Source organism: Candidatus Edwardsbacteria bacterium RifOxyA12_full_54_48, assembly GCA_001777915.1.
GTDB lineage: Bacteria > Edwardsbacteria > AC1 > AC1 > EtOH8 > UBA2226.
The window spans coordinates 545,609-569,343 of record MFFN01000004.1 but is presented as its reverse complement, the minus strand read 5'-3'; the positions used below and the strand labels follow the sequence as shown (position 1 = coordinate 569,343).

General features: G+C 56.8%; 26 protein-coding genes. 5 read left to right on the top strand and 21 right to left on the bottom strand.

The window, feature by feature from the left end; genetic code table 11:
* Positions 1-14: 14 nt before the first annotated feature.
* The 5 genes from A2273_04190 to A2273_04170 all read left to right on the top strand — a co-directional run bounded on the left by A2273_04190 (position 15) and on the right by A2273_04170 (position 3,489).
* The gene (locus A2273_04190) at positions 15-1,235 is read left to right on the top strand and encodes a Tol-Pal system beta propeller repeat protein TolB (protein ID OGF07675.1); all 1,221 of its coding nucleotides are present in this window, start codon (positions 15-17) and stop codon (positions 1,233-1,235) included.
* 40 nt (positions 1,236-1,275) lie between these two features.
* Entirely contained in the window at positions 1,276-1,776 is a 501-nt protein-coding gene (locus tag A2273_04185) for a peptidoglycan-associated lipoprotein (protein ID OGF07674.1), read from the top strand.
* A gap of 1 nt (position 1,777) precedes the next feature.
* Positions 1,778-2,518, top strand: coding sequence for a tol-pal system protein YbgF (locus tag A2273_04180; GenBank protein ID OGF07673.1), 741 nt, complete (start codon positions 1,778-1,780; stop codon positions 2,516-2,518).
* A gap of 175 nt (positions 2,519-2,693) precedes the next feature.
* Positions 2,694-2,903 carry a hypothetical protein gene (locus A2273_04175; GenBank protein ID OGF07672.1) on the top strand — a complete coding sequence of 70 codons (210 nt, stop codon included), beginning with the start codon at positions 2,694-2,696 and terminating at the stop codon, positions 2,901-2,903.
* The gene (locus tag A2273_04170; protein ID OGF07671.1) at positions 2,884-3,489 is read left to right on the top strand and encodes a hypothetical protein; all 606 of its coding nucleotides are present in this window, start codon (positions 2,884-2,886) and stop codon (positions 3,487-3,489) included. The genes A2273_04175 and A2273_04170 overlap by 20 nt, the downstream gene beginning before the upstream one ends.
* Before the next feature lie 35 nt (positions 3,490-3,524).
* On the opposite strand, the gene A2273_04165 is transcribed toward A2273_04170, so the two are convergent.
* From A2273_04165 to A2273_04065, 21 genes are all read right to left on the bottom strand, one after another.
* Positions 3,525-4,646 carry a hypothetical protein gene (locus A2273_04165; GenBank protein OGF08020.1) on the bottom strand — a complete coding sequence of 374 codons (1,122 nt, stop codon included), beginning with the start codon at positions 4,644-4,646 and terminating at the stop codon, positions 3,525-3,527.
* A gap of 43 nt (positions 4,647-4,689) precedes the next feature.
* Positions 4,690-5,844, bottom strand: a complete 1,155-nt coding sequence (locus A2273_04160) for a hypothetical protein (protein OGF07670.1) — start codon at positions 5,842-5,844, stop codon at positions 4,690-4,692.
* 3 nt (positions 5,845-5,847) lie between these two features.
* Positions 5,848-6,801, bottom strand: a complete 954-nt coding sequence (locus A2273_04155) for a multidrug ABC transporter ATP-binding protein (GenBank protein OGF07669.1) — start codon at positions 6,799-6,801, stop codon at positions 5,848-5,850.
* A 4-nt stretch (positions 6,802-6,805) separates the two neighbouring features.
* Positions 6,806-8,128, bottom strand: a complete 1,323-nt coding sequence (locus A2273_04150) for a hypothetical protein (protein ID OGF07668.1) — start codon at positions 8,126-8,128, stop codon at positions 6,806-6,808.
* A gap of 10 nt (positions 8,129-8,138) precedes the next feature.
* Positions 8,139-9,056: a multidrug ABC transporter ATP-binding protein gene (locus A2273_04145; protein OGF07667.1), complete on the bottom strand. Its 918-nt coding sequence runs from the start codon at positions 9,054-9,056 to the stop codon at positions 8,139-8,141.
* Positions 9,057-9,065: 9 nt separating this feature from the next.
* On the bottom strand, positions 9,066-9,884 hold the full coding sequence (locus A2273_04140) for a hypothetical protein (GenBank protein OGF07666.1): 819 nt from the start codon (positions 9,882-9,884) through the stop codon (positions 9,066-9,068).
* The gene (locus tag A2273_04135) at positions 9,881-10,510 is read right to left on the bottom strand and encodes a hypothetical protein (GenBank protein OGF07665.1); all 630 of its coding nucleotides are present in this window, start codon (positions 10,508-10,510) and stop codon (positions 9,881-9,883) included. The genes A2273_04140 and A2273_04135 overlap by 4 nt, the downstream gene beginning before the upstream one ends.
* Before the next feature lie 118 nt (positions 10,511-10,628).
* Positions 10,629-11,240 (bottom strand): hypothetical protein, encoded by a 612-nt coding sequence (locus A2273_04130; protein ID OGF07664.1) that lies wholly within the window; start codon positions 11,238-11,240, stop codon positions 10,629-10,631.
* 62 nt (positions 11,241-11,302) lie between these two features.
* Positions 11,303-11,812, bottom strand: coding sequence for a hypothetical protein (locus A2273_04125; GenBank protein ID OGF07663.1), 510 nt, complete (start codon positions 11,810-11,812; stop codon positions 11,303-11,305).
* A 60-nt stretch (positions 11,813-11,872) separates the two neighbouring features.
* Positions 11,873-13,663 (bottom strand): hypothetical protein, encoded by a 1,791-nt coding sequence (locus A2273_04120; protein OGF07662.1) that lies wholly within the window; start codon positions 13,661-13,663, stop codon positions 11,873-11,875.
* Between the two features lie 124 nt (positions 13,664-13,787).
* Positions 13,788-14,606: a hypothetical protein gene (locus tag A2273_04115; GenBank protein ID OGF07661.1), complete on the bottom strand. Its 819-nt coding sequence runs from the start codon at positions 14,604-14,606 to the stop codon at positions 13,788-13,790.
* A 101-nt stretch (positions 14,607-14,707) separates the two neighbouring features.
* Positions 14,708-15,190 carry a hydrogenase gene (locus A2273_04110; GenBank protein ID OGF07660.1) on the bottom strand — a complete coding sequence of 161 codons (483 nt, stop codon included), beginning with the start codon at positions 15,188-15,190 and terminating at the stop codon, positions 14,708-14,710.
* 84 nt (positions 15,191-15,274) lie between these two features.
* Positions 15,275-16,459: a hypothetical protein gene (locus A2273_04105; protein OGF07659.1), complete on the bottom strand. Its 1,185-nt coding sequence runs from the start codon at positions 16,457-16,459 to the stop codon at positions 15,275-15,277.
* A 69-nt stretch (positions 16,460-16,528) separates the two neighbouring features.
* Positions 16,529-18,055, bottom strand: coding sequence for a hypothetical protein (locus A2273_04100; protein ID OGF07658.1), 1,527 nt, complete (start codon positions 18,053-18,055; stop codon positions 16,529-16,531).
* A gap of 177 nt (positions 18,056-18,232) precedes the next feature.
* Positions 18,233-18,709 carry a hypothetical protein gene (locus tag A2273_04095; GenBank protein ID OGF07657.1) on the bottom strand — a complete coding sequence of 159 codons (477 nt, stop codon included), beginning with the start codon at positions 18,707-18,709 and terminating at the stop codon, positions 18,233-18,235.
* 14 nt (positions 18,710-18,723) lie between these two features.
* The gene (locus A2273_04090) at positions 18,724-19,386 is read right to left on the bottom strand and encodes a hypothetical protein (GenBank protein ID OGF07656.1); all 663 of its coding nucleotides are present in this window, start codon (positions 19,384-19,386) and stop codon (positions 18,724-18,726) included.
* 91 nt (positions 19,387-19,477) lie between these two features.
* Complete coding sequence (locus A2273_04085; protein OGF07655.1) at positions 19,478-19,930, bottom strand: hypothetical protein; 453 nt, start codon at positions 19,928-19,930, stop codon at positions 19,478-19,480.
* A gap of 45 nt (positions 19,931-19,975) precedes the next feature.
* Positions 19,976-20,374, bottom strand: coding sequence for a four helix bundle protein (locus A2273_04080; protein ID OGF07654.1), 399 nt, complete (start codon positions 20,372-20,374; stop codon positions 19,976-19,978).
* 55 nt (positions 20,375-20,429) lie between these two features.
* The gene (locus A2273_04075) at positions 20,430-21,329 is read right to left on the bottom strand and encodes a hypothetical protein (protein OGF07653.1); all 900 of its coding nucleotides are present in this window, start codon (positions 21,327-21,329) and stop codon (positions 20,430-20,432) included.
* A gap of 229 nt (positions 21,330-21,558) precedes the next feature.
* Positions 21,559-23,241 carry a hypothetical protein gene (locus A2273_04070; GenBank protein ID OGF07652.1) on the bottom strand — a complete coding sequence of 561 codons (1,683 nt, stop codon included), beginning with the start codon at positions 23,239-23,241 and terminating at the stop codon, positions 21,559-21,561.
* Positions 23,242-23,262: 21 nt separating this feature from the next.
* Complete coding sequence (locus tag A2273_04065; GenBank protein OGF07651.1) at positions 23,263-23,673, bottom strand: hypothetical protein; 411 nt, start codon at positions 23,671-23,673, stop codon at positions 23,263-23,265.
* Between the last annotated feature and the right edge of the window lie 62 nt (positions 23,674-23,735).

Below are 23,735 nucleotides of genomic sequence, written 5' to 3'. Positions count from 1 at the left end.
AGACCGACGTCTATTTGAAGCTTTCCACCTCGGAAAGAAGGCCCATCGAGTTGGTGGTGTCCCCCATCCAGGCCCAGGGCAAGATCCCCCGGGAGACTGTCGCCAAAGTTAAAGAGATCATCGATGTGCTGTCGGACGACCTGGCCTTCTCGCTGTACTTCCAGCTGATAGAGCCCCCGGACAGCGATCCCGGGTACGGTTTTAAAAAGGGCCAGGTGCTGGCCGGATCGTGGCAGCTGCTGGGCGCCAAGATGCTGCTGATCCCGGAACTCCGCACTGAAAAGAAACAGGAACATCTGAAGATCCGGATCTATGACCTGGGCGTGGGGCGCGATATCTTCACCAAGCAGATTGTTGTTGATCATTCCCGGGGCCAGGCCCACCGGATCTGCGATGAAATAATAAAAACCCTGACCGGGGAGAACGGCGTGGCCTCCACCAGGATAGCCTTCTGCCAGAAGCACGGCCAGAACAAGGAGCTGGCCGTGCTGGACTACGACGGCCACAACCTGCAGAAACTGACCGCCCTGAGCACCATCAACCTCTCGCCCGATTGGTCCCCGGACGGAAGCCGGCTGGCCTTCATATCCTTTCAGCGCAACCGGACCGAGATCTACTCGCTGGACATGAGGGCCTGGAAGCTTCAGGCCATCTCCCAGGTCGAGGGGCTGAACACCTCCCCGGCCTGGTCTCCCGACGGGAAAAAAATGGCCCTGACCCTCTCCCGGGACGGCAATGCCGAGATATATCTTTATACCCTGGACAGCCGGTCGCTGCAGCGGCTGACCAACAGCTGGGCTATCGACTGTTCGCCGGGCTGGTCCCCCAACGGCCGGGAACTGGTGTTCACCTCAGACCGGCCGGGCAGCCCGCAGATATACCTGATGGATGCCGACGGCTCCAACATCCGGCGGCTGACCTATCAGGGAAATTACAATACCTCCCCGGTGTGGTCGCCCAAGGGCGACAAGATCGCCTTCGTCTCCCGCATCAACGGGCTGTTCCAGATCTGCGCCATGAATGTCACCGGCGACGGCTACACCCAGCTGACCTACGAGGGGGATAACGAGGACCCCTCCTGGTCGCCCGACGGCCTGCACCTGGCCTTCTCCTCCAGCCGCACCGGCAGCAGCCAGCTGTGGCTGATGCACTGGGATGGCTCCGGCCAGAAGGCCGTCACCAACCTTAGCGGGGCATTGATGCCGGCCTGGAGCCCCTTCCCGCCAACCCCCTGAACAAACGGGACCCTGTTAATATAAATACAAGGAGGTAATCATGAAAAGAACCATCAATATTATCAGCGGGGTACTGCTGATCTCTTTGATCCTGGCCGGCTGCGCCAAAAAACAGGCCACCAAGCAGGAGGAGATCGTCAAGCCCGAGCTGACCGCTGAGCAGCCGGTCACCCCGCCGGCTGAGGAGAAAAAACCCGAGGTGAAGATCGATTTCTCCACCGTTTACTTCGGCTTCGATTCATACTCCATAGAGGAGGCCTCCGTCTCCCGGCTCACCGAGACCGCCAAACTGCTCCGCAGCTATCCCCAGGTGGCGGTCAGGCTGGAGGGCCATTGCGACGAACGGGGCACCACCGAATACAACCTAGCGCTGGGGGAGAAGCGTTCGGTGGCCGTCAGGGATTATCTGGTGAACCTGGGGGTGGAGCGCTCCCGCCTGGCCACCGTCAGCTTCGGCAAGGAGAAGCCGGCTGACCTGGGGCACAACGAGATCAGCTGGGCCAAGAACCGCCGGGTGGAATTCGTGGTCGAAAAGAAGTAACATGAAGAAAACAACCCTGTTAATTCTCTGCCTCCCCCTGCTGGCCGGTTGCGGGGTCAAGAGGGAATACGTCCGGATGCGCGACCAGCTGGATTACCTGGAGACCAGCCAGAAGAAGATGGAGGCCCAGATGACCCTGATGGACAGCCTGCTCCGGGCCCAGACCGACATCACCTATCAGCTGAACGCCGAGATGCGCACCCGCTGGGGATCGCTGAACGAACGGATGATGAGCATGGACCAGCAATACGAGGACCAGCGGTCGCGGACCATGGTCCAAGCCCTGCCGCTGGGCTCCTCCCAACCGGACAGCAGGGGGATCACCCCGCCGGCCCCGCCGGATAAGCCTAAAGATAACGGCTCCAAGCCCGATCCCAAGCAGTTGTATGACACCGCCTATCTGGACATCACCCGGGGGAATTACGACCTGGCCATCGCCGGGTTCCGGGAATTTTTGAAGCTTTATCCCTCCAGCAGTCTGGCCGACAACTCCCAATATTGGATCGGTGAAGGATATTACGCCCAGAAGAAATACCAGGAGGCCCTGGCCGAGTTCGAAAAGGTCCTGGCCCAGTATCCCAACCAGGACAAGGCGGCGGCGGCCTATTACAAGTCCGGCCTCTGTTACAAGGAGCTGGGACGGGCCATGGAGGCCCGGAAAAGCTGGCAAACCCTGATAAACAAATTTCCGCGCAGCCCCGAGGCCGGACTGGCCCAGGACCGGATAAAAGAACTGCCCTAAACCCTACAACCATTTTTGGAGAGATAAGAATGCCCAAAGTTGCCGCCAAAAAAAAAGCCCTGAAGAGAAGCGGTGAGCGCCGGGCCCCGCTTTCGGAGAAGGAATTCCGGGATCTGATAGAGACCGGACGGGCCACCGAAAAGGAGCGCCGGGCCTGGGAGGAGCGAAGGAAAAAATGAATTTTTTAAAGAATATCTTCGGAGCCAAGGAAGCCAAGACCGGCCATGCCATCAGCCTTCAGCAGGGGGTGGCCGCCAATGCCCTTTCCATCCAGGCCCTGATAAATGTCCTGGTGGCCAAGGATCTCTGCACCCGCCAGGAACTGTTGGATGAGTTGAAGAAGATATCCGGCCAGAACCAGCATCATGCCCGGCCCGGCAAATAACAGCGCCCGGCTTTTCGCCCGGGCCGATCGGTTCTCCCGGCAGGGCAAGCGCAAGGAGGCCATCAAAGCCTACCGGGCGGTACTGGCCCTTCCGGAATTGAAAGAAGGGGGCGATCTGGCCAGGGAACTGGCCCATTGGGGCCTGGCCGAGCTTTTGATCCTGGAGAGGGATACCGCCGAAGCCGAGAGCCATCTGCTGGCTGCCATCGGGCTCAATCCCAACGAGGCCAACTATTACCAGCAGCTGGGCTCGCTCTGCAGCTATATGGATCGCTTCGAGGATGCCATCGCCCAGCTGAAGAAATCCCTGGACCTCCGGCCCGCCCACCCCCAGACCATGCACCTGCTGGGGTGGGCGGTCTTCATGTCCGGCGATCACAAGAGCGGCCGGCAGATATTGGAGCAGGCCGCGGCCCTGGATGAATGCGACGCCGGCATCCTGAACGACCTGGCGGTCTGCCTGGTGGAGATGAGGCTGTACGGAGAAGCCCTGAAACATCTGGACCGGGCCCTGGAGCTGGATCCCCATAACCAACTACTTGAGTCCTACCGCCAGATGGTGATGGACAAAAAGGCCTCCCCTTAGGGAGGCCTTTTTATTGTTGATCCTGATGGAACCTGTCATTCCAGCTTTCTTCTGAACCGCGTGACGCTGAGCGACAGGATGCCGACCCCAAAAATCAACAGGGCCAGGGCATGGGGCCACAGTTCGGCCAACCCCGATCCCCTTAAGAATATTCCCCGGATGATGGTGTAGAAGTACCGCAACGGCAGCAGATAAGTAAGGGCCTGGATCACCCGGGGCATGTTCTCTATGGGAAACACGAAGCCCGAAAGATAGATCATCGGCATCATCACGAAGAAGATGGCGGTCATCATGGCCTGCTGCTGGTTGGAGGACACGGTGGATATGAACAGACCCAGCCCCAATGTGGTCATGATGAACAGCAGGCACAGGGAGAACAACAGCGGATGGCTGCCCCGGACAGGGACCCCGAACCACTGGGTGGCCACCAGCATCACCAACAGGATGTCGATGACCCCGATACAGAAGAATGGGGTCAGTTTGCCGATGATCAGCTGATACGATTTAATGGGGGTTACCAGCAGCTGGTCCATGGTGCCGTTCTCCCGTTCCTTGACTATGGCCAGGGAGGTCAGCATCATGGTCATTATCATCAGCAGCAGCCCCAGAACGCCAGGCACCATAAAATTCCGGCTGCTGAGTTCTGGGTTGTACCATATCCGGATCTCGGGGTTAACCGAAAGCCGGGCCGTTTTTCGGGGGCCCGATGATCCGGCCAACTGCAGGCCGATATAGCGGTTGATGATCTGGCTGGCATAGGCCAGGCCGATGCCGGAAGAATTGGCATCCGAACCGTCAGCCAGGGCCTGGATCTGAGGCTGCTTGCCAGCCAGCAGATCGTTTCCGAACCCGGCCGGGATCACAATCCCGACCGAAGCTCTGGTCTCGATAAGGGCGATATCTATATCAGCGCTTCTGGTGGTGCTTTCCACGGTGCGAAAATAGCCGGAATTGGTGAAGCCGCTCAACAGCTGGCGGCTATAATAGGAATTGTCATGGTCGCAGACAATCATGCTCACCTCCCGGACATCCAGAGTGGCCGCATAGGTGAAGACCAGCAGTTGTATGGCCGGAGCAATGATGTTGATGGCCACCATCTTGGGATCCCGCATAAACTGCAGAAACTCTTTTTTGATTATATGAAGGATTATTTTCATGTCTTTGTTGCGGTCGAGTTCTATCGACATCCAATATTTATCATCACAGCCCCGACCTTTTGATCCTGATGGCGCTCACCAAAAGCATAACCGTGGCAAATCCCATAAGGAACAGCAGCTGGTCCCAGATCGCACCGAACCCGGCCCCTTTTAGGATTATCCCCCTCAGAGCCACCAGATAATACCTGGTGGGCACGGCATAGGTTATCAGTTGTATTGCCTCCGGCATGTTTCGGATGGAAAAGACGAACCCCGACAGCAGGAAGGACGGCAGGATGGTGGATATCACCGCCACCAAAAAAGCCAGCTGTTGGGTTTCGGATATTGACGATATCAGCAGTCCCATGCCCAAAGCGCCCAGCAGAAAGATAAAAGTGGTCAGAAACAGCAATAACAGGCTGCCCATGACGTAGACATCAAATAAAACATAACCCACCACCAAAATGATTGCCGTCGACAGCAGCGAAATGGCAATGTAGGGTATCGTTTTGCCCATTATCAATTCCAGGGGGTTTATCGGGGAGACCAATATTTGCTCCATGGTGCCCCTTTCCTTTTCCTTGACTATTGACAGCGAGGTGGAGATGACCCCCACCACCATCAGGATAAAGCCGATCAGCCCGGGAATCAGAAATTTTGCGCTCTTCAATTCTGGATTGAACCATATCCTGGGCCGGTAATCTATCGGTTGGTTAATGGCGGCCACCCCCAGCCGCCGGGCGACCTTGATGGTAAGCTGATATGAATAATTCAGGAAAAAAGCATTAAGGTATCCCTGAATGGTGTTGGCGGCATTGGCATTCACCCCGTCCAATATCACCTGCACCGTCGGGCTCCGGCCCTGGGCCAGGTCGGCCGCATATCCCCGGGGGATCACGATGGCCGCCCGTACTTTTTCGCTGCCCAGGAGATGGTCCAGCTCTTTTACCGCCGATGGCAAATGTTTCACCGTAAAATATTCGCTGTGAGAGAATTCGCTGATCAAATGCCGGCTTTCCCGGCTGAGGTCCAGGTCCACCACCGCCAGGGAGGTGTGTTTAACGTCAAAATTCAGGGCATAGCCGAACATCACCAGCATGAACAGCGGGATGAAGAACAGTATGCCCAGGCTCCGCTTGTCCCGCATTATCTGGCGCAGTTCCTTTTTAATGACCGAAGCCACCCTGTCTGCTTTTGTGCCGGAGCTGATCAAAGGCATTGTTCATTTTCCTTCCGGATTTTCGGTCGGTGTCTTTTTTTCTATCAGGGTGATGAAGACATCCTCCAGGGTGGGGCTTACCTCCCTTATATTTTCAGGCTTTATATTGCCAGCTCCCACGGCTTTGATTATCTCCCTTTTGCCGGACTGGACCTCCTTTACGCTGACATGAAGCGAGTTGCCGAAGATGGTGGTCTCCAAGGCCCAGGGCAGGCCCTGGATCATGCCCATGGCCTTGACCACATCGTCGGACCTGAATTCCAGGATGGGGTTTTTGATCCATTCTTTTTTCAGTTGATTGGGGCTTCCGCCGGCTACGATCCGGCCGGCATGCATCAGAGTGATCTGGTTGCAGTATTCGGCCTCGTCCAGGTAGTGGGTGGTGACGAAGATGGTGGTGCCGCCTGATGACAGTTCATTTATCAGGTCCCAGAAGCTTCTCCGGGAGACCGGGTCCACCCCGCCGGTGGGTTCATCCAGGAACAATATCCTGGGCTTATGAAGGATGGCGCAGCCCAAAGCCAGCCGCTGTTTCAGCCCCCCGGCCAGCTCCCGGGTCAGCGAACGCTGGCGTTCCGACAACCCCGCCATCTCCAGAGCCCATTGCCTCCTGTTTTTCAGATTTTGACCATCCAGTCCGTAGACCCCGCCGAAGAAATTGATATTCTCCGCTACGGTCAGATCATCGTAAAGCGAAAATTTTTGGGACATGTAGCCGATGTTCTTTTTGACCAGATCGGCCTGGCGGTTGATGTCATATCCGCCCACCCGGGCGGTGCCGGAGCTGGAGGACAAAAGACCGCACAGCATTTTGATGGTGGTGGACTTGCCGGCTCCGTTGGCCCCCAGAAATCCGAAGATCCCCCCCTCCCTCACCTCAAAGCTGACGCTATCGACCGCCACAAAGCCGCCGAAACGCTTGCTCAGCTTGTCCGCTATTATCGATGGGGCCGTCATTATATCAATACTCTCCCAGGGCATTTTTTAACTTATCCTTGGCGATCTGGCATTCCACCAAGGCCCCGGCGTGGCCCACCTTGGCCTGAAGCAAAAGTCCTTCGGCGTCCAGCAGATCGGAATTGGTGGCCATGCCCTCCAGGAACAGGTTCTTGACGTTGCGATAGTTCTCCTGGGCTTGATCCAGCCCGCTCCGGGAGACGGCGGTCTTCTCTCCGGCCTGTTGGACATCCAGCACCGCCAGATTGACCTCAACCCTGACAGCATCCTCCAACAAAACCAGCCGGTCCTCGGCCTGACGGAGCAGAGAGCCCGCCTGACGCACCTGGTGCTTGGCGGCCTGCCAGTTCCAGAGATCCATCGACAGCATCACCCCGGCGTCCCAGGTGGCATCGAACTGGTCCCGGGCCGGAAATATCCGGGGATTGGGCCGGGCATAAGTGTAATTCCCCACCGCAAACACCTGGGGATACCAGCCGGATTTGGCGGCCATCCTTCCCGCCGCAGTGGCGTCCCGGCGGTATTTCTGGCCCGCAATATCCTGTCTTTCGGCCAGGGCTATCTGGATCAATTCCGGCGGGCTTAACACGGCAACCTCAGAAGTGTCGGGAATGGAGGTGGGGTCTATCTGCTTATCCAGCGGACGGCCGATGAAACTGTTGAGATGTATCCCTATGGCCCTCCGGTTGTTTTCGGCATCTATCAGCATCAGCCGGGCATTGGACATCTGCAGTTTTACCTTCAGCCGGTCATTCTCGGTGGCCAGGCCCTGGCCCAGCAGGTTGCCGACGTCATTGAGATGATTGCCCAAGATGCGAAGGTTCTCTTCGGCCAATTCCTTCACCTGCTGCGCCTGGTAGAGTCTCCAATATAGGATCTTTATATTCAGGGCCGCCTGGCAGCGCTGGGCCAGATAATCGCTGGAATCCGCCTGGTAATTTTTACGGTTTATTTTTAGGCTGCCGGTCACCCGCCCTCCGGTGAACAGTGGCTGCTGCAGGGTCAGCTTGATATTGCTGTTGTCCAGCACCGGCTCGGCGATGGTTATGGTCCGGGGCGCCGGAAAGCCGGGGATGGTCATCTCAAACGGGGGAACATCGCTTAGCCGGCTGTAGCCGGCCGACAGTTTCAGGCTGGGCAGAAGGGCCGTGGCCGACTGGTCGGCCGCCGCCCGGCTCCCCTGGGCGCTGGCCTGGGCGGCATCCAGACCCTTGTTGTTTTCCAAACCGGTTTGGAGGCAGGATTCCAGGGACATCGGTTCTTTTCCCTGGGCCCGACCAGGGCCAAACCAGAAGAATAACAGGGTTATTATGATAAAATGGCGCATCTTTTCACCTTTATTTTGGCTTCATCAGTTTTATGAACACATTCTCCAGCGAGGGGGACACCTCCTGCCATTTATCGCATTTCATCCCTGCTGCCGCAAGCTTCTCGATCAAACCCGGCCACTGTTTTCCCTGGTCGGGCATCATCACATTAAGCCGGTCGCCAAAGGTCTGGACATTTACCGGGCTCAATTCTTCCGATATCATCTGGGCCGCCCTTTTTATATCCTGACAGACCAACTCCATCACCTTGCCCCCCATCAGCAGTTTGATGTTCTGGGGGCTGTCCAGGGCCAGGATGTTGCCTTTATCCAGCATGGCCACCCGGCTGCACCTCTCGGCCTCGTCCATGTAGGGGGTGGTCAGGAAGATGGTCAGGCCGTCGGTCAGCAGGCGGGACAGGATCTTCCAAAAATCCCGGCGGGAGACCGGATCCACTCCGGTGGTGGGCTCGTCCAGAAATATGACTTGGGGGGTGTGGACCAGGGTGCAGGCCAGGGCCAGCTTCTGCTTCATCCCGCCCGACAGTCTTTCGGCCAGGCGGCTGCGGAAGGGCTTCATCCTGGTAAAATCAAGCAATTCCTCCCGCCGGGCCCGGTAGTCACGCACCCCGTGGATCTCGGCAAAGAACTCGATATTCTCGTCCACCGTCAGATCGCCGTACAGGCTGAACCGCTGGGAAAGATACCCGATATGGGGCTTGATCAGGCCCATTTGTGCCGGAACATCATGGCCCAATACGCTTATCCTGCCGGATTGAAAAGGCAGCAGGCCGCAGATGGCCCTGATCAGGGTGGTCTTGCCGGCCCCGTCCGGCCCCACCATGGCCAGCATCTCGCCCGGCAGAATATCAAGGTCTATTCCCTTCAGCACCTGATGCGGGCCAAATGATTTTCTGAGGCCGGATATTTCGACCAAAGGCTTGGTCATAGGTTTTTGCTACTGCCCCTTGATGAATATTGCCGCATCGGCCGGGATCCCCGGCTTAAGCTGCTGCTCGGGATTGGGGATCTTCAGCTTGACGCCGAAGACCTGCTTGACCCGGTCCTGCTTGGTCTGAATGTTTTTGGGGGTGAATTCGGCCTGGGGGGAGATGTATACCACCTTTCCGGAAAAGGTCTTATCTTTGAAGGTATCTATTCGGATCTCGGCGCCCTGCCCCAGCTTTACATATCCCAGCTCTTTTTCGTTCACATATACCACCAGCTCGACGGTATCCATTTTGGATATGGTGAACAGGATGGAGCCGGGCCCGGCGGTCTCGCCGATCTCATAGGTTGAATTGGTGATGGTTCCGCCCAGCGGAGCCGTAACATAACAATCGGAGATGTTTTTCCTGATCATATCGGCTGAGGCCCTGGCCTGCTCCAGTCTGGCTCCGGAGGCCCGAAACCTGGCATTGACATCATCGCGCTGTTTCTGGGTGACGCTGCCCTTCTGAAACAGCTCGCTGGTGCGTTGGTCGTCTTTGCGGTCGTTCTCGTATTGGATCCGGGCCAGTTCCCGCCCGGCCAGAGACTGGCGCAATTGCAGATCCAGCATCACATGGTCCGTTACCATCAGGGTATCGCCAAGGCGAACATCATCCCCCTCCCTCCCCCAAAGGCCTTTTATCTGGCCGCCCGCCTTGGCCGAGACATTCACCTGAAGGGCCTCGATGGTCCCGGAAGCCTGTATCCTTTCCTGGCTGCTGCCATTGGTCCCGCAGGAAGCAAGCAGCAGCGGCAGGATGGCGATCATTGTCAGATACCTTTTCATTTACTTACCTCTTTAACTTTTTTTATGAAATCTTTCCTGACCGGTTCGGTCAATATCCCCCGGAATACCACCTCCACGATGGTTTCGAATACCTGGGACGCCGTAAAGGGAATCTGGCTGAATAATTTTGGATCTATCATGTTCTGCATCAGGGTGGCGAACATCAGCGTCATCAGCTGGGGGTCGACATCCTTCCGGAACACCCCCTGCCGGATTCCCAACTCCAGAAGTTTCCTGAAATTGAGCAGTATCTTTTCCTTCCGGAACCGGTCGATCTCATCCCACATCTCCGGTGCGTTGCGGCGCAGGTCCTCTCCGAAGGGCCGGGCCATCCGGCCGACCACCCCGCTGAGATGGTTCATCAGCCGGGACAGCTTCCGGTGGAAATCCATTCCCCGGTCGTTGACGATGTCCTCGATGATCTTTCCGTTCTCATTCATCATACTGCTGACCACTTGGTACAACAGGGCCTGTTTGCTGGGAAAATGTTGGTAGAGGGTCTTTTTGCTGATGCCCAGGCCGGAGGCGATCTGGTCCATGCTGACCCTGGAGAAACCCCGCTCGAAGAACAGCCGGCTGGTGCTGTCGATGATGCGTGCTTTTAATTTATCGGCTCTTGCTTTCATAATACTATGGAAACTTGTTTGGTGTTTATGGTTTCCTGTATTATACACCTTTTATTTTATTTGTCAATAGGGAAATAAAAAACGGGGCTGCCGCCCCGTTTAAAGAATGCCCAAATACCTATTTTATATTCATGGCCTTGAACATGGCCTGCAGGGAGCTGTCGTCCGGCAACAGCAGGAAATATCCCTGCAGTATGGTGTCATTGCCCTGAAAACGGAAATCGTTCTCTATTATCACCGCCAATTCATCGGCCCCTCCGGCCTGCTCGGCAAAGCCGGCCATCATCTCCTCCGGGGGGCCGATGATCAGGGACGGAGTGGTGGGGACCACCATGAAATTGAGCATCTCCCCCAGGGCATTCATATAGGCGCAGGTCAGTATGTTGGAGACCTCCCGTAAACCCGAACGGTCCAGCTCCGAAAGGGTCTTGACCGTGCCGACGGGACGTCTCATCAGGCAGTCGCAGAATTTAAGGGCATCGTCCTGGCTGAAGAACAGCAGGGTCCGGCCCACGATGTCCCCGGAGAGGTCTATCCGGATCCCCAGGATCTTCTGCCCGGAATCAGCGCACTTTTTAAATACCGCCGAAAGGGGATCTATGCTGATCACCGGGATATTGATGGTGACTTTCTGCCCGGTAAGCTCCGACAGGGCGGTGGCGGCATGTCCCGAGCCGATGTTCGACACCTCTTTTAGGGCGTCAAGCTGGATATTGTCTAATTGTTTCATCATTCCTTTCCATATAGCACCTTTTTAAGATTATGTCACAAATACGCGGATTATATAACATTTCACCGGGTCAATTCCGCTATCCGTCTGGCATACTTTGAATAATCGGGCGATAGTGATTGGCGTTGACCCTGGATATAATCCTGATATTCAAATCCCGGGGAGACGGTGGTGCCCAGCAGGGCAAACCTGCCGCCTTGCTGCAGGGAAGCTCCCTGCCATACCCCGCGGGGAACCACCAACTGAACCGCCTGTCCGCTTTTAATATCCTGGCCCAGAGTTACCTCCCGGCCGGTCCCGTCGGGATAAAGCAGCAGCATCTGCACCGGGTCGCCCAGGTAGAAATGAAATATCTCATCGCTGTTGACTTTATGAAGGGCCGAATAATTTTCCGGGGTCAGCAAGTAATAAATGGCTGTACTAATGCAGCGGTCGGATTGGTACCAAGACGGTAAAACCTCTTTGCTCAGAATTTCTTCGGAGCGGTAGGTCTCCCTAAAATATCCGCCCTCGATCTCCAGCGGCTTCAGGTTCAGCAGTTTGATCATCTCTTCCGGGCTGTTTGTCGTCATATGTCCTGGTTGGTTAAAATAAAAGACCCCGCCATCAATGGCGAGGTCGTGCTCTTGATTTTATATCTTCTCTATCTTGACCGAAATCCCCTTGAATACCGGGGTCTTAAGTTTGGCATCGTACTGGAACGGGGCCAGGGCATTGCCGCCGAAATGTATCGGCATGAAGGCCGTCTTCTTGTAGATATGGTGATTGGCCCTGATGACCGCCACCATCGAACCGGCATCGGAGACCACCCTGGCCTTCCACCCGGAACGCAGGCCCAGGTCGGCGATGTCCTCGGGGTGCAGTTCGATATAACCTCCGGTGAACTCCCGGGCCAGGTGGTAGCTGCCCATGGTCTGCCCCTCGTCGCCGTAGAGATGCGGGTAGACGCTGCCCAGCTCCAGGTTGAACGGCAGGACCGCGCCTTCTATCTCGATCACCTTGAAGGGGTCCAGTTTCACCGCTTCGGGCTCCGGCAATTTTTCGTTTATATTCAACTTGCCGCCCATGGTTTTTGCCAGATATTCCATAATGTCCCCCAAAGCCCGGCTGTCCTTGTCGGGAACACTGGCGGCCTTGAATGACTGTTCTTTGCCATCCAGATTATTAAAGCTTCCTTCCTTTTCCAGCGACAGCTGCCAGGGGAGGACCACCTCGGCCTTTTCTGAGCAGTCGTTGGGATAGGAGTCTATCACAATCAGGGTCTCCAGCTGGGCGAGAGCCTTGTCCACCGATTCCCTTCCCGGCAGCGTCTTCAGGGGATCCTCTCCTATCAGGATCAGCCCCTTGAGGCGCTTTTTACCGGCCGCTTCGATGATCTCCATGTAGCTCAGGCCGTCCGGCGAATTAAGGATCCGTCCGGCGCCGTGGTCGTTGGCTCCGTTCATCACCGGAAGCACCGATAGCCTGTCTTGCAGCAGCAGAGCTATGTCCGTCAGGGCGGTCCAGGCCTCAAAGGCCTCCGGCTGGTGCAGCAGATTTTTTCCGAACAGCAGGACCGGCGACTTGGCCGAGGAAAGATCCTTGGCCAGGGTTTCCAGGTCGGTATGGTTGACGCCCGAGCCGTCCAGCAGCTGCCCCGGCGAAAGTTTGGCCAGGGTTTCCTTCAATTTGCGGAATTCCGGATCGGCTGATTGGATATTATGTTTTTCCACCAGCTGCTTTAATAGTGCGGTCAGCACATGGCCCTCCCGGCCCGGCCGGGACCACAGGAACAGCCCGGCATGTTTGGCCAGCGGGTTCTTCTGGCTGTCCAGCACCGCCAGCCTGGCCGAAGGCCCGGGAATCACATGGGCCAGATCGGGAGAAACATAGGGCCGGTCCTCTTCCGGCTTGCAGCGGGAAAGGACCCGCTGACCCAGGATCGGATTATCCTCCAACAGATTGGACCCGATCACCACTATCAGATCGGCTTGCTCGAGGCTCTGGGTATTCGCCTGATTGGGAAACTTCAGGGGCACGGCGCTCAGCCGCGCCGCGCTGTCGTAATTCTGGGTCTCCAAAACTCCCAGGGCAAAGTCCTTAACGGCGCAGGCTTCCCGATTGGTCAGCCGTGAGGAGGCTATTATCCCGATGCTGTTCTGGCCATGTTTTTCCCTGACCGCTTTCAGTTTTTTGGCCGCCGTCTCCAGGGCCTTGTCCCAGGAAGCCGCCGCCAGCTCCTGGCCGTTCCTGGTCATCGGTTGTCTGACCCTTCCATCGGCGGTCAGCAGCTGATAACTGGTCCATCCCCTGGCGCACAACTGACCCTGCCCCAAATAATGATTCTGGCTGGCGCTTACCCCGCCTATCATCCCGTCCTGTTCCACCAGGTAAAGGCCGCAGCCGCAGCCGCAATGCGGACATATGCTGAAATTATGTTTCATCGATCCAACTCTTGCTTGGTTTTTTCTTGCTTTTAACATCGATCCCTTCGCTCCGCCGCCGTTGAATGGGCAGAGTCTGTTAAGTTGTCGTCAATATGCCCGGCGGCGGCTGGCAGGGATCAGATCAGTATGGTATCTTCATCTGGTCGGCCATATCGGAAAAGGCCCGAAGATCGACACTGCCGGCATCGGCGAAACGGAAAATCCCCAGGCCGGCCAGTATTTTCTGGTCCTCCGGTTTGGCGGGGTCCAGGGCCAGAATGGCGTCTTTTACCTTGTCGTCCATCTCGGTATGGCCGCCCTGGAGTGAGGCCAGCACCCAGTTGGGCACCGGCTGGCCGGCTGCCAGGATCCTGAAACATTTGGACAGGCTGTCATTCCATTGGGATTGGGGTATGAAGCCGGCTGCGAAATCGCCCTTCTCCAGGGCGGCCAGCACCCGGTCCAGCTGTCCGACGGCAACCACCCTCAGGTCGCGCTCCGGGTCGACCCCCTGGTCAAAAAGGTATTTTACCTGGGAGAGATAGCCCTCGGCAGACTGCTTGGAGGCACAGCAGATCGCCCGGCCCTTCAGTTTGGAGACATCGTTGATCCCCTTGGCATAGGCCGCAAAAGAAGTGATTATCACTCCGCCGGTCTCGGTGGAGCCGTTCTGATCCCGGCCGATGGCCAGGGCCATGGCGTTCTTGGTCTTCTGCAGGGTCAGGAAGGTCAAAGCATCGCAGATCGCCAGCTGGGCCTGGGAATTCTCTATGGCGGCCCCAAAACCGGGTATGTTCTCGGCCGAGATGTATTGTACGTCAAAGCCGGTCTCCCGGGAAAGCCTGTTCAGCAGCGGCAGGTACCTGGCGCTCATGGCGGCGGTGGAGTAGGCCGGCAGCACCGCGATCTTGACCGCCTGGCCGTATCGTCCCTGGGACAGCTTGCCGCAGCCGGCGGACAAAATCACTAATGCCAAATTACAAATTAATAGCACCCCATTTAAGCTGGTAAATCTTGTTTTATTAATTCGTAATTTGTAATTCTGAATTGTCATTGTCATTGTCATTTCCACATTCCCTCCCGGATCGGCCCTTCCACTGAAGCTTCGGCCTGGACCTTCTTGGGCGCCAGCCCCAGGGCCACCGCCACTCCGTAAAGAATGGCCTCGGGCCGGGGCGGGCAGCCCGGGATGTAGAAGTTGACCGGGATCACCTTGTCCACCCCGCCGGTGACGTTGTAGGTGTCGAACCACAGGTTGCCGCCGCAGCCGCAGGAGCCCACCACGATCACCAGCTTGGGATCGGGAATGGCGTCATAGGCCCGCTTGAGGGACGGCAGGGCCTGCCGGGTGACCGGCCCGGAGACCAGCATGATGTCGGCGTGGCGGGGCGATCCGGCCAGCTTGATCCCGAACCGCTCGGCGTCATAGTAGGGGGTGATGACGTCAACGATCTCGATGTCGCAGCCGTTGCAGGACCCGGTGTTGATGTGGTAGATCCACAGCGATTTGGTGAACGCCTTGGCGCAAAGTTTTTTTAGAAACATATCTTTAATCCAATGAATTTCATTCTACCACCAAGACACCAAGACACAAAACCCTTAACCCCTGGCATCTTTGTGATTTTGGGCTTATTCTAACGCTGCTTCCACTTTCACCGGAACGAACTCCCCGCCCTTGACCCTCCAGACGACGTAGGGTGCGGCCTTGATGTCGCCCTTCTGGTTGAAATCTATCTCCCCCATGGCCCCGGAGAACTTCTGGGAATGCAGCACGCTGACCAGCGAATCCCCGGCGGTGATCCCGGCCTTCTCAATTGCCTGCAGCAGCACCATGGCGGCATCGTAGGAGTAGACCGAATACGGCCCGATCTCGCCGTAGCGGGCCTTGAACGAACCGTAGAACCGGCCGGCCTCCGGCATATCCTCCACCGCCGGACCGAAGGTGAAATAGCTGCCCTCGGTGGCAATGCCCCCGGCCTTTAAATAGACTGAATTGGCAATGGCGTCGCCGGCCATAAAGGCGCTTTTAAGTTTGCGCTCCTTCATCTTCCTCACCAGCACCGCCCCCTCGGGATAGCTGCCGCCGAAGTATACCAGGTCCGGCTGGATGCTGATCAGCGGATCCAGCACTGCGTCATAGCCCGGGGCCTGGCCCTCCCTGACCGGCTGCAGCTCGGCCTCGGCCACGATCTCCACTGCCGGCATGACATTCTTGCCTCTGGCGCCGGCCGGTGGCTGCAGAGCGGCAATGGATTTTTTGAATTCTTCGGCCAGGCCGCGTCCATAAGTTGTTCCGTCGTTGAATACGGCCACTTTTGTGATGTTCAGCGTCTTGACCGCGAAATCGGCCGCCACCTGCCCCTGTTGGTCGTCACGCCCGCAGCTACGGAATACATTGGCAAATCCCTGCTCGGTGAATTTGGGGTTGGTGGAGGCCGGGGAGATCTGGGGAAGCATCCTTTGATTGTAGATCCGGCTGCCGGCGATGGAGCAATGGCTGTTGTAGTGCCCGACGATCCCGCAGACCCCCTGATTGGCCAGCTTCTCGGCCACAATATATGCTTCCTTCTCGTCGGCCCGGTCGTCGCCGGCGATGATCACTATCCTTTTGCCCAGCACCCCGCCTTTGGCGTTCCATTCGGAGACCGCCAGCTGAACACCGTGCAGCACATCCTGGCCGGCCTTGGCCTGCTCGCCGGTCAGCGGCGCGGCCACCCCTATCCGGACCTGTTCCCCGCCGCCCTCGCAGCCCGAGATGACTGCCAGTACTGCAGCAGCCAGGGAGACCATTACAGCAGTAAAGACTCTTTTCATTTTAGCGCCTATTTATATGTTAAGAAATTTAAATTTTATTGATCGTAGCTTATAGACTTTCGGTGGATCCTATCCACCGATCAAAATCCTTAAAATGCACTTGGTGGCGCTGTCCAGCAGGGGATGCATGATCTGGGGAAACACCCCCAGCACGATGGCCGCGATGGCCAGCAGGACCATTCCCACCCACATGGCCGCCGGGACCTCGGCGGCGGTGACGGCCTCGGCTCCGACTGCGTGAACTTCCTTTTCGGACCAGAATATCTTATAGCCGGCCCGGAAGAAGCAGACCAGGGTGAACAGGCTGGTGATGATGCCGATGATGGCCGCCCACATCAGCTTGGCCTGGCCCAATGCCAGGAACAGGGTGAACTTGGAGACGAATCCGTTGAAAGGCGGCATGCCCGAGATGGCGAACACCCCCACGAAGAAGGCAAAGGCGGTCAGGGGCATCCGGAATTTTACCCTGGCCAGCTCGGATATCTTGCGTTTTCCCGCGGCATAGATGATGGCCCCCACCGCCAGGAACAGCAGCCCCTTTACGATGGTATGGTTGACCAGATGCATCAGCCCGCCGTAGATTCCCAGGTAGGTGCCCATGCCCAGGCCCTCGATGACATAGGCGATCTGGGCCACCGAAGAATAGGCCAGCATCCTTTTGAGGTCGTCCTGGACCATGGCCATCATCATGCCCACGATCATGGAGATGGAGCAGAGGATGGCGATGAACAGCGGAATGGTGCCGTAATGCGGAGCGAACACCGAGATGGTCCTGGCCAAAGCGTAGGCCCCCACCTTGATGACAATGCCGGAAAGCAGGGCCGACACCGGGGCCGGGGCCTCGGCGTGGGCGTCGGGCAGCCAGGCATGGAAGGGCACCAGCCCGGCCTTGGTCCCGAAGCCCACCACCATGAAGGCGGCGGCCAACAAGACGATGTTGCTGGGTATCTTGGTGGCGATGGTGCCCAGCTCGGTCAGCAGCAACACCCGGGAAGCCGGCAGGAACGGGGTGGCCGCCGAATATAAAAGGACCGAACCCAGCAGGGCGAACACCACGCCCACTGTCACCAATAACAGATACTTATACCCCGCTTCCAGGGCCGGTTTGTTCCAGTGGAAAGTAACCAGAAAAACGGTGGCCAGGGTGGTGAACTCCAGGGAGACATACAGCATGATGATGTTGTTGGTGGCGCAGGTCCAGTTCATCAGCCCCAGGAATAAAAGGATCTGCCCGTAATAGGTGGTCATGCTGGTGTAGGGATGGGCCTCCTCTATCTCGGTCTTGGCCCCGAAATATTTCATGGAGTAGACCACCACTATCACCCCCATCACGCTGGCCGCCAGCTCCATCAGGGTGGACAGTCCGTCCACGTAGAAATTGTTGCCCCACCAGGTGAGCACCTCCCCGTTCAGGACCCGGACGGTCATCATTACGGCGATCAGCAGGGTCAGGCTTATCCCGGTCAGGGCCAGGCCGTGCCGGAAGATCTTTCCCAGCCGTCCCAGGGCGAATATCAGGCCGCCGAAAACCAGGGGGACCATGAAGACCAGAAATGGCAGTATCGACACCGCCATGGGATTGATGGTTACAACCATATATTTACTCTACTTTACTGCTTTGATGCTTATTGTTTTTCGAACTTTAAGAATTTAGTTGTCATCCCGAGATTGCTCCCCGCCCTGCTGGCTGAGGGATGATATCGTCACCCATTCAACCGGCAAGGCCCGATGCCTTTCTCAGGGTGACATGTTTATGCGACGCCCACGTCCCGTTTACTGGCACTGGGCGGCCATGCTGACCAGCTGCATCCTGGTATCTTTTAATCGCGAGGTCAACACCTGCAGAATCAGCTGAAGCATTTTGATGCCCAACTGCGGTTCTTTGGTGCAAAGTTGACAAACCTTCTGCCCCTCGGCCACCAGCACGGTGACGTCGCTGACCGCCCGGGCCGAGGCGGTGCCGCCGCTCTGGGCCAGGTCGAAGGCGTTGGACCATTCGATTATGCGGCCCGGGCTGAGCTCCATGGTCAGCACCAGCCGGTCGGCGCTTTCGGAAAGACTGGTGGCCACCTCCACCGCCACCTTGCCCTCCACCAGGACCATCATCTCGGTGTTCTCGGCGCGCTCGGGGATCATGGTCTGTTCGGCTTTGTAGATCCTCTGGCTGAACAACGGAGCCAGCTTTCCCAGCTCGGAATCGGAAAACTCGCTGAAGAAGTTCAGCTTTTTCAAAACATCCTTGTTGACCATTTTTTGCTCCTTCTCTATCGTTTCAGGCTGGACAGCTTCATGGTGTCGGAGCTGCCGAAGGCCTTGTAGATATTTTCGGTGAGGAACAGCAGCATCACCGCGGCCACCACCACGTTGGAGACTATCCCCAGGATGGTGGTCACCGGAAGCTTGGGCACCAGGGTCACCAGGGCCAGGTGGACGCCGTTCTCTATCAGGTGCAGACCGATGATTATCTTGACCGCATCGCGGTGGACCACCAGCACGTACAATCCCAGCACGAAGATGGTGAAAGCCAGGGCCAGCGATGAGCGGGCCGGTTCGATGGTGGCCTCCACCGTCGGGGCGACAAAGCCCACATAGGTGCGGATCATCTGGTAGAAGACGATCAGGAATACGGACAGGATTATGAACGACACCACAAAACTCACCAGCGGCTTTACCTCGATGAACTCGGTGCGCTTGATGTGCCACCACAGCAGGGCCGGAATGATCACCACCTTGGTGATGAAGGTCAGGGCCGCCCACCAGTACAGGGTGTAGTTCTGGCTCTTCTCGGCGAAGGCCACGATGATGAACGACAGCAGCAGCGACTGCACCAGCAGGAACAGGGTGGCGGTCTTCAAGTTCCGGATCTCGGCCGCCCCCACCGAGGCGATGAAGTGGCAGGCCATTAAGGTTGTGATCAGATCACCCATACTCTCTTCTTTGCTTTCTACCACCAAGGCACAAAGGCACAAAACTTTTTTATACCTTATTAACCTGAATACTTCTTGGTGTCTTGGTGGTTTATTCTGTGATTTGATTGCGGAACCCCACGGTCATCATCTTGTCGATGATGGTCTGGGTCTCGAAGCACCGGCCGCAGCGCTGGCAGGTCCCCATGTACACCTCGGCCGAGATATGCATGTCGTTGTGAACGTCGTTGGTGGCGGTCTCGAACTCCTGGGTCATGGTGATGGCCTTCTCCGGGCAGACGTCGGCGCAGCGCCCGCAGTAGGTGCAGCGCTCCAGGTAGAAATCCAGCTTGCGGATGGCTTTCTTGTCGGTGACCACTATCAGCCGCGAGGGGCAGACGTTGGCGCAGCCGGCGCAGCCGATGCACTTGGCCACATCGATGGTCAGCTTGCCCCTAAAACCCTCCACCGGAAGGGCCTCGAAATTCCGCTTCAGCGGATAGGGAAAGGTGACCCGCAGGTTCTTGAAGCAGATGAGGGCTTCTTTTAGTTTTGATAAGATCATACTACTGTTTACAATTTGTATGTTTACAGTTTACTGTTACCTGAACTATTGGATAGCTTTATACTTTAAACCCTTAATATCAGTATTGCCAAGGTATTTAATTAGGCTAAAAATCAAACGATTTATTTCTTCTGCCAGCGGATAGGCTTCGTTAAATACATTTTCCGCAATATACTTTTGATCCAGTGCTGTATATAGCTGACTCTTGACCTCGCCCACAGATCCTTTAGCTATCGATAAATACTGAATAAACTCTTTCCTGCCGCCACGGTCAAACCCCTCCGCAATATTTGACATAATTGAAACAGAGGCTCTTCTTATTTGATCTCGTAAACCAAAATCCTTGGAAAAATTTCCATTCTTGGTAATTTCATAAACCAATCTGGTCAATTCCCTTGCTTTCTGCCAAGCAGTGATATCTTCAAACTTCTTAAACGTAGCCATGTAAACATTTCTTATGATTACTGTAAACTACCAAACCGTAAACTTAAAACTCTTATTACGCTCCTACTAAAGCGAACACCAGTCCCACCAAAGCCGTCAGCACCACGCCGAAATAATAGACGATGGCCTGGTCTATCCGCAGACGGGGATTGACCACGTCCACCAGCCCGACCAGCAAGACCACCACCAATATCTTGGCCGCCTGCGCCAGCACCGCCCACGGGCCGGAGAGGCCGAAGGTCCAGGGGAAGAATATCTGCACCAGGATCAGGGAGAATATCAGCTGCTTGATGATAAAGCCCCAGCGGTACAGGGCGAAGGTCGGCCCGGAGATCTCGATGAACGGCCCGCCCATCAGCTCGCCCTCGGCCTCGGGGATGTCGAACGGCAGTTTTGACAGCTGGGCCTGGATGCCCAACAACAGGGCGATGCCGGAGATGATCATGGAGAGCGAGGTGCCGGAGGACTGCTGGTAGAAGGCCATGTCCGAGAAGCGGAAGCTGTGGGTCTTCAAGGCCGCCGTGATCAGGGCGATGAACAGCACCGGCTCCACGGTCAGGGAGGTCATCATCTCCCGGGCGATGCCCAGAAAGGCGTAGGGCGAGCCGGAGTCCATCCCGGCCAGCATCACGCAGACCGAGGCGAAGCCGATCATGTAAAGGAACAGGATCATGTCGCCGCCGGCAAAGGCCGAAGTCCCGCCCACCGGCACCAGCAGTCCGGCCAGCAGGACGGCGGCCAGGCTCAGGTAGGCCGGCAGGGGCCCCAGCATGGAATGGACCGAACGGACATTGTCCTTGCCCAGCAGCTTGAGGGTGTCCCAATAAGGCTGCAGCAGAGGCGGCCCGATCCGGGAATGCACCAGGGCCTTGAACTTGCGCAGGATGCCTTCCAGCAGCGGGGAGATGAACAGCAGCAGCGCCACCATTGTGATCATTTTTACTAATGACTGCATAACGCTATTTACTTATTTTTTAGTGAAATTTCTATTTTCATATGCCTCTTTGTCCGAGGTGTCATTCAAAAGGCCTCACGATGTTGGAGAAGTCTGCTTTTTGAGGCCAGCAACGATCTAACGTTTATCGTTGCCCGCCTCCCTGCATTGCTTCTCCATCGTTTCCATCATCGCCTTGCTTTATTGTCGCTCCTCAATCGTCAGCCCTACTCCCTGCCGGGCCTTTCCATCAAGACTTGCGCTTGGTCGTCCACTTCGACAGTTCCTCCTGGCCGTAGATCCTGATATCCCCGGAATTGACGTCCACCACCTCCATCCGCTCGGTGCAGGAGAAGCAGGGATCGATGGAGCCCACGATGATCGGCACGTCGGCCACCTGCTCGCCCCGGACCATGTCCGGGATGGTCGGCAGGTTGGGGTAGGTGGGGCAGCGCACCCTCCAGCGCACCGGCCGGTTGTTGCCGCCGGTCAGCAGAAAGTGGACATCCTCGCCCCGGGGGGCCTCCACCGCCGAAATGGCGATGCGTCCGGCCGGGATCTCCTCCCGGATCTCGGTGATGATGTCGCCCTCCGGCAGTTCCATTAAAGCATTCAGCGATTGCTTGACTATCTTGAACGACTCCAGGGTCTCCAGGATCCGGACCACCGTCCGGCCCCAGACGTCGTTGCTGTCGGCGGTGATCACCTTGAAATCAATGGCATCATAGGCGCAGTAAGGATGGTCCTTGCGGGCATCCATGTCCAGGTCGGCCGCCCGGGCCACCGGGCCCACCGCCGCCCACTCGTGGCAGCCCTCCTTGTTGAGGATCCCCACCTTCTCCAAGCGCATCCGCAGGGTGGTGTCGTCCTTGACCGCATCCAGCACCGCCAGCCATTCCTTCTCCATGTTGTTGATCTTGGTGCGGATCTCGGGCACCAGGGCCCGGGGAATGTCGCGCCGCACCCCGCCGATCAGGTTCATGCCGTAGGTCTTGCGGTTCCCGGTGATCTTCTCGCACAGCCACATGATGGGCTCCCGCATCCGCCAGGTCTGCATCAGCACGGTATCGAAGCCGATGATGTGCCCGGCCACCCCCAGCCACAGGGCGTGGGAATGGATGCGCTCCAGCTCCAGCATGATGGTCCGGATGTAGTCGGCCCGCCGCGGCACCTTGATGTCGGCGGCATGCTCCACCAGCTTGCAGAAGGAGACGTTGTGCACGAAGCCGCAGATGCCGCAGATCCGCTCGGCCATGAACGGAATCTGGTTGTAGGTCAGGGTCTGGTCGCCCAGTTTTTCGATACCTCGGTGGGCGTAGAACCCGCGGTAGTCGACGTCCACCACCTTCTCGCCTTCCACATAGAGCCTAAAATAGGTGGCCTCCTCGAACACCGGGAAATAGGGCCCCATGGCCACCACCGTGGTCCCCGGAGGATTGTCCTTGAACTTGTAGGCCTGCTCGGGATGGGACTCCGGCTTCTGGCTGTAATCGAACTCCTTGCGCAGGGGGTAGACCTCGGCCGGCCAGTCGTCGGCCAGTATCAGCCTTCGGGGATCGGGATGGCCGGGGAACTGTACCCCCAGCAGGTCCCGGATCTCGCGCTCCGACCAGTTGGCCCCGGTGATGACGTTGGTGATGGAGGGCACTTGGGGCGTATGGGGATCGGCCGTCACGTCTAAGGTGACGAAGAAGTGGTCCTTGTCGAAGGTGAACAGGTGGTAGACCGCAAAGCGTTTCTTGATGTCCCGTTCGTCGGAGCCGACGCTGACCAGGTACCTGGCGACCGTCTGGCGGTGAAGTATCTCCACCGCCTGAACCACCGCCTCCGGCTTGACCTCCACCCACAGCTGATCGTGGATCGGCTCGGTGGATCCGATGAACCCGGCGCCCAGTTTAGCTTTCAGTAAGCTGAGAATATCCTGTTTGGTCATATCTCTCTTAAATTGAAGAAGTTACTTTGTTGAATTGGTTAAAGAGGTTTGGCTTCTCTTTGATTTAACATTGACCTTTTGTAAATATGTAATGAATTTGAATAACATAGTGGAAATGCCGGCAGCCATTTCAACAGCACGCACAAAATTATCTTGGTGGATATATTTTCTTTCGTTGGCAAATATCAGGTGGCTGCGCAATTCGCCGCAGGACCCTTTGGCAATAAATAAAAACTGTATGAACTCCTTGTTGCTTCCCCTCTCAAATCCCTCTGCAATGTTGGCCATAATTGAGACCGCAGCTCGTCTGGTCTGATCGGCGAGTATTCTATCCCTGCCAAAGTTCGAATTGTTGGTAAAATCATAAACCAAATTGGCCAGTTCTTTAGCTTGCTGCCATACCTTCAACTCTTCAAACCGTTTTACGGTCATACTAAAAACAACTGCAACTTGTGAACCTTTTCAACTTCTTTAACATTTTAAACCGAGCCAGA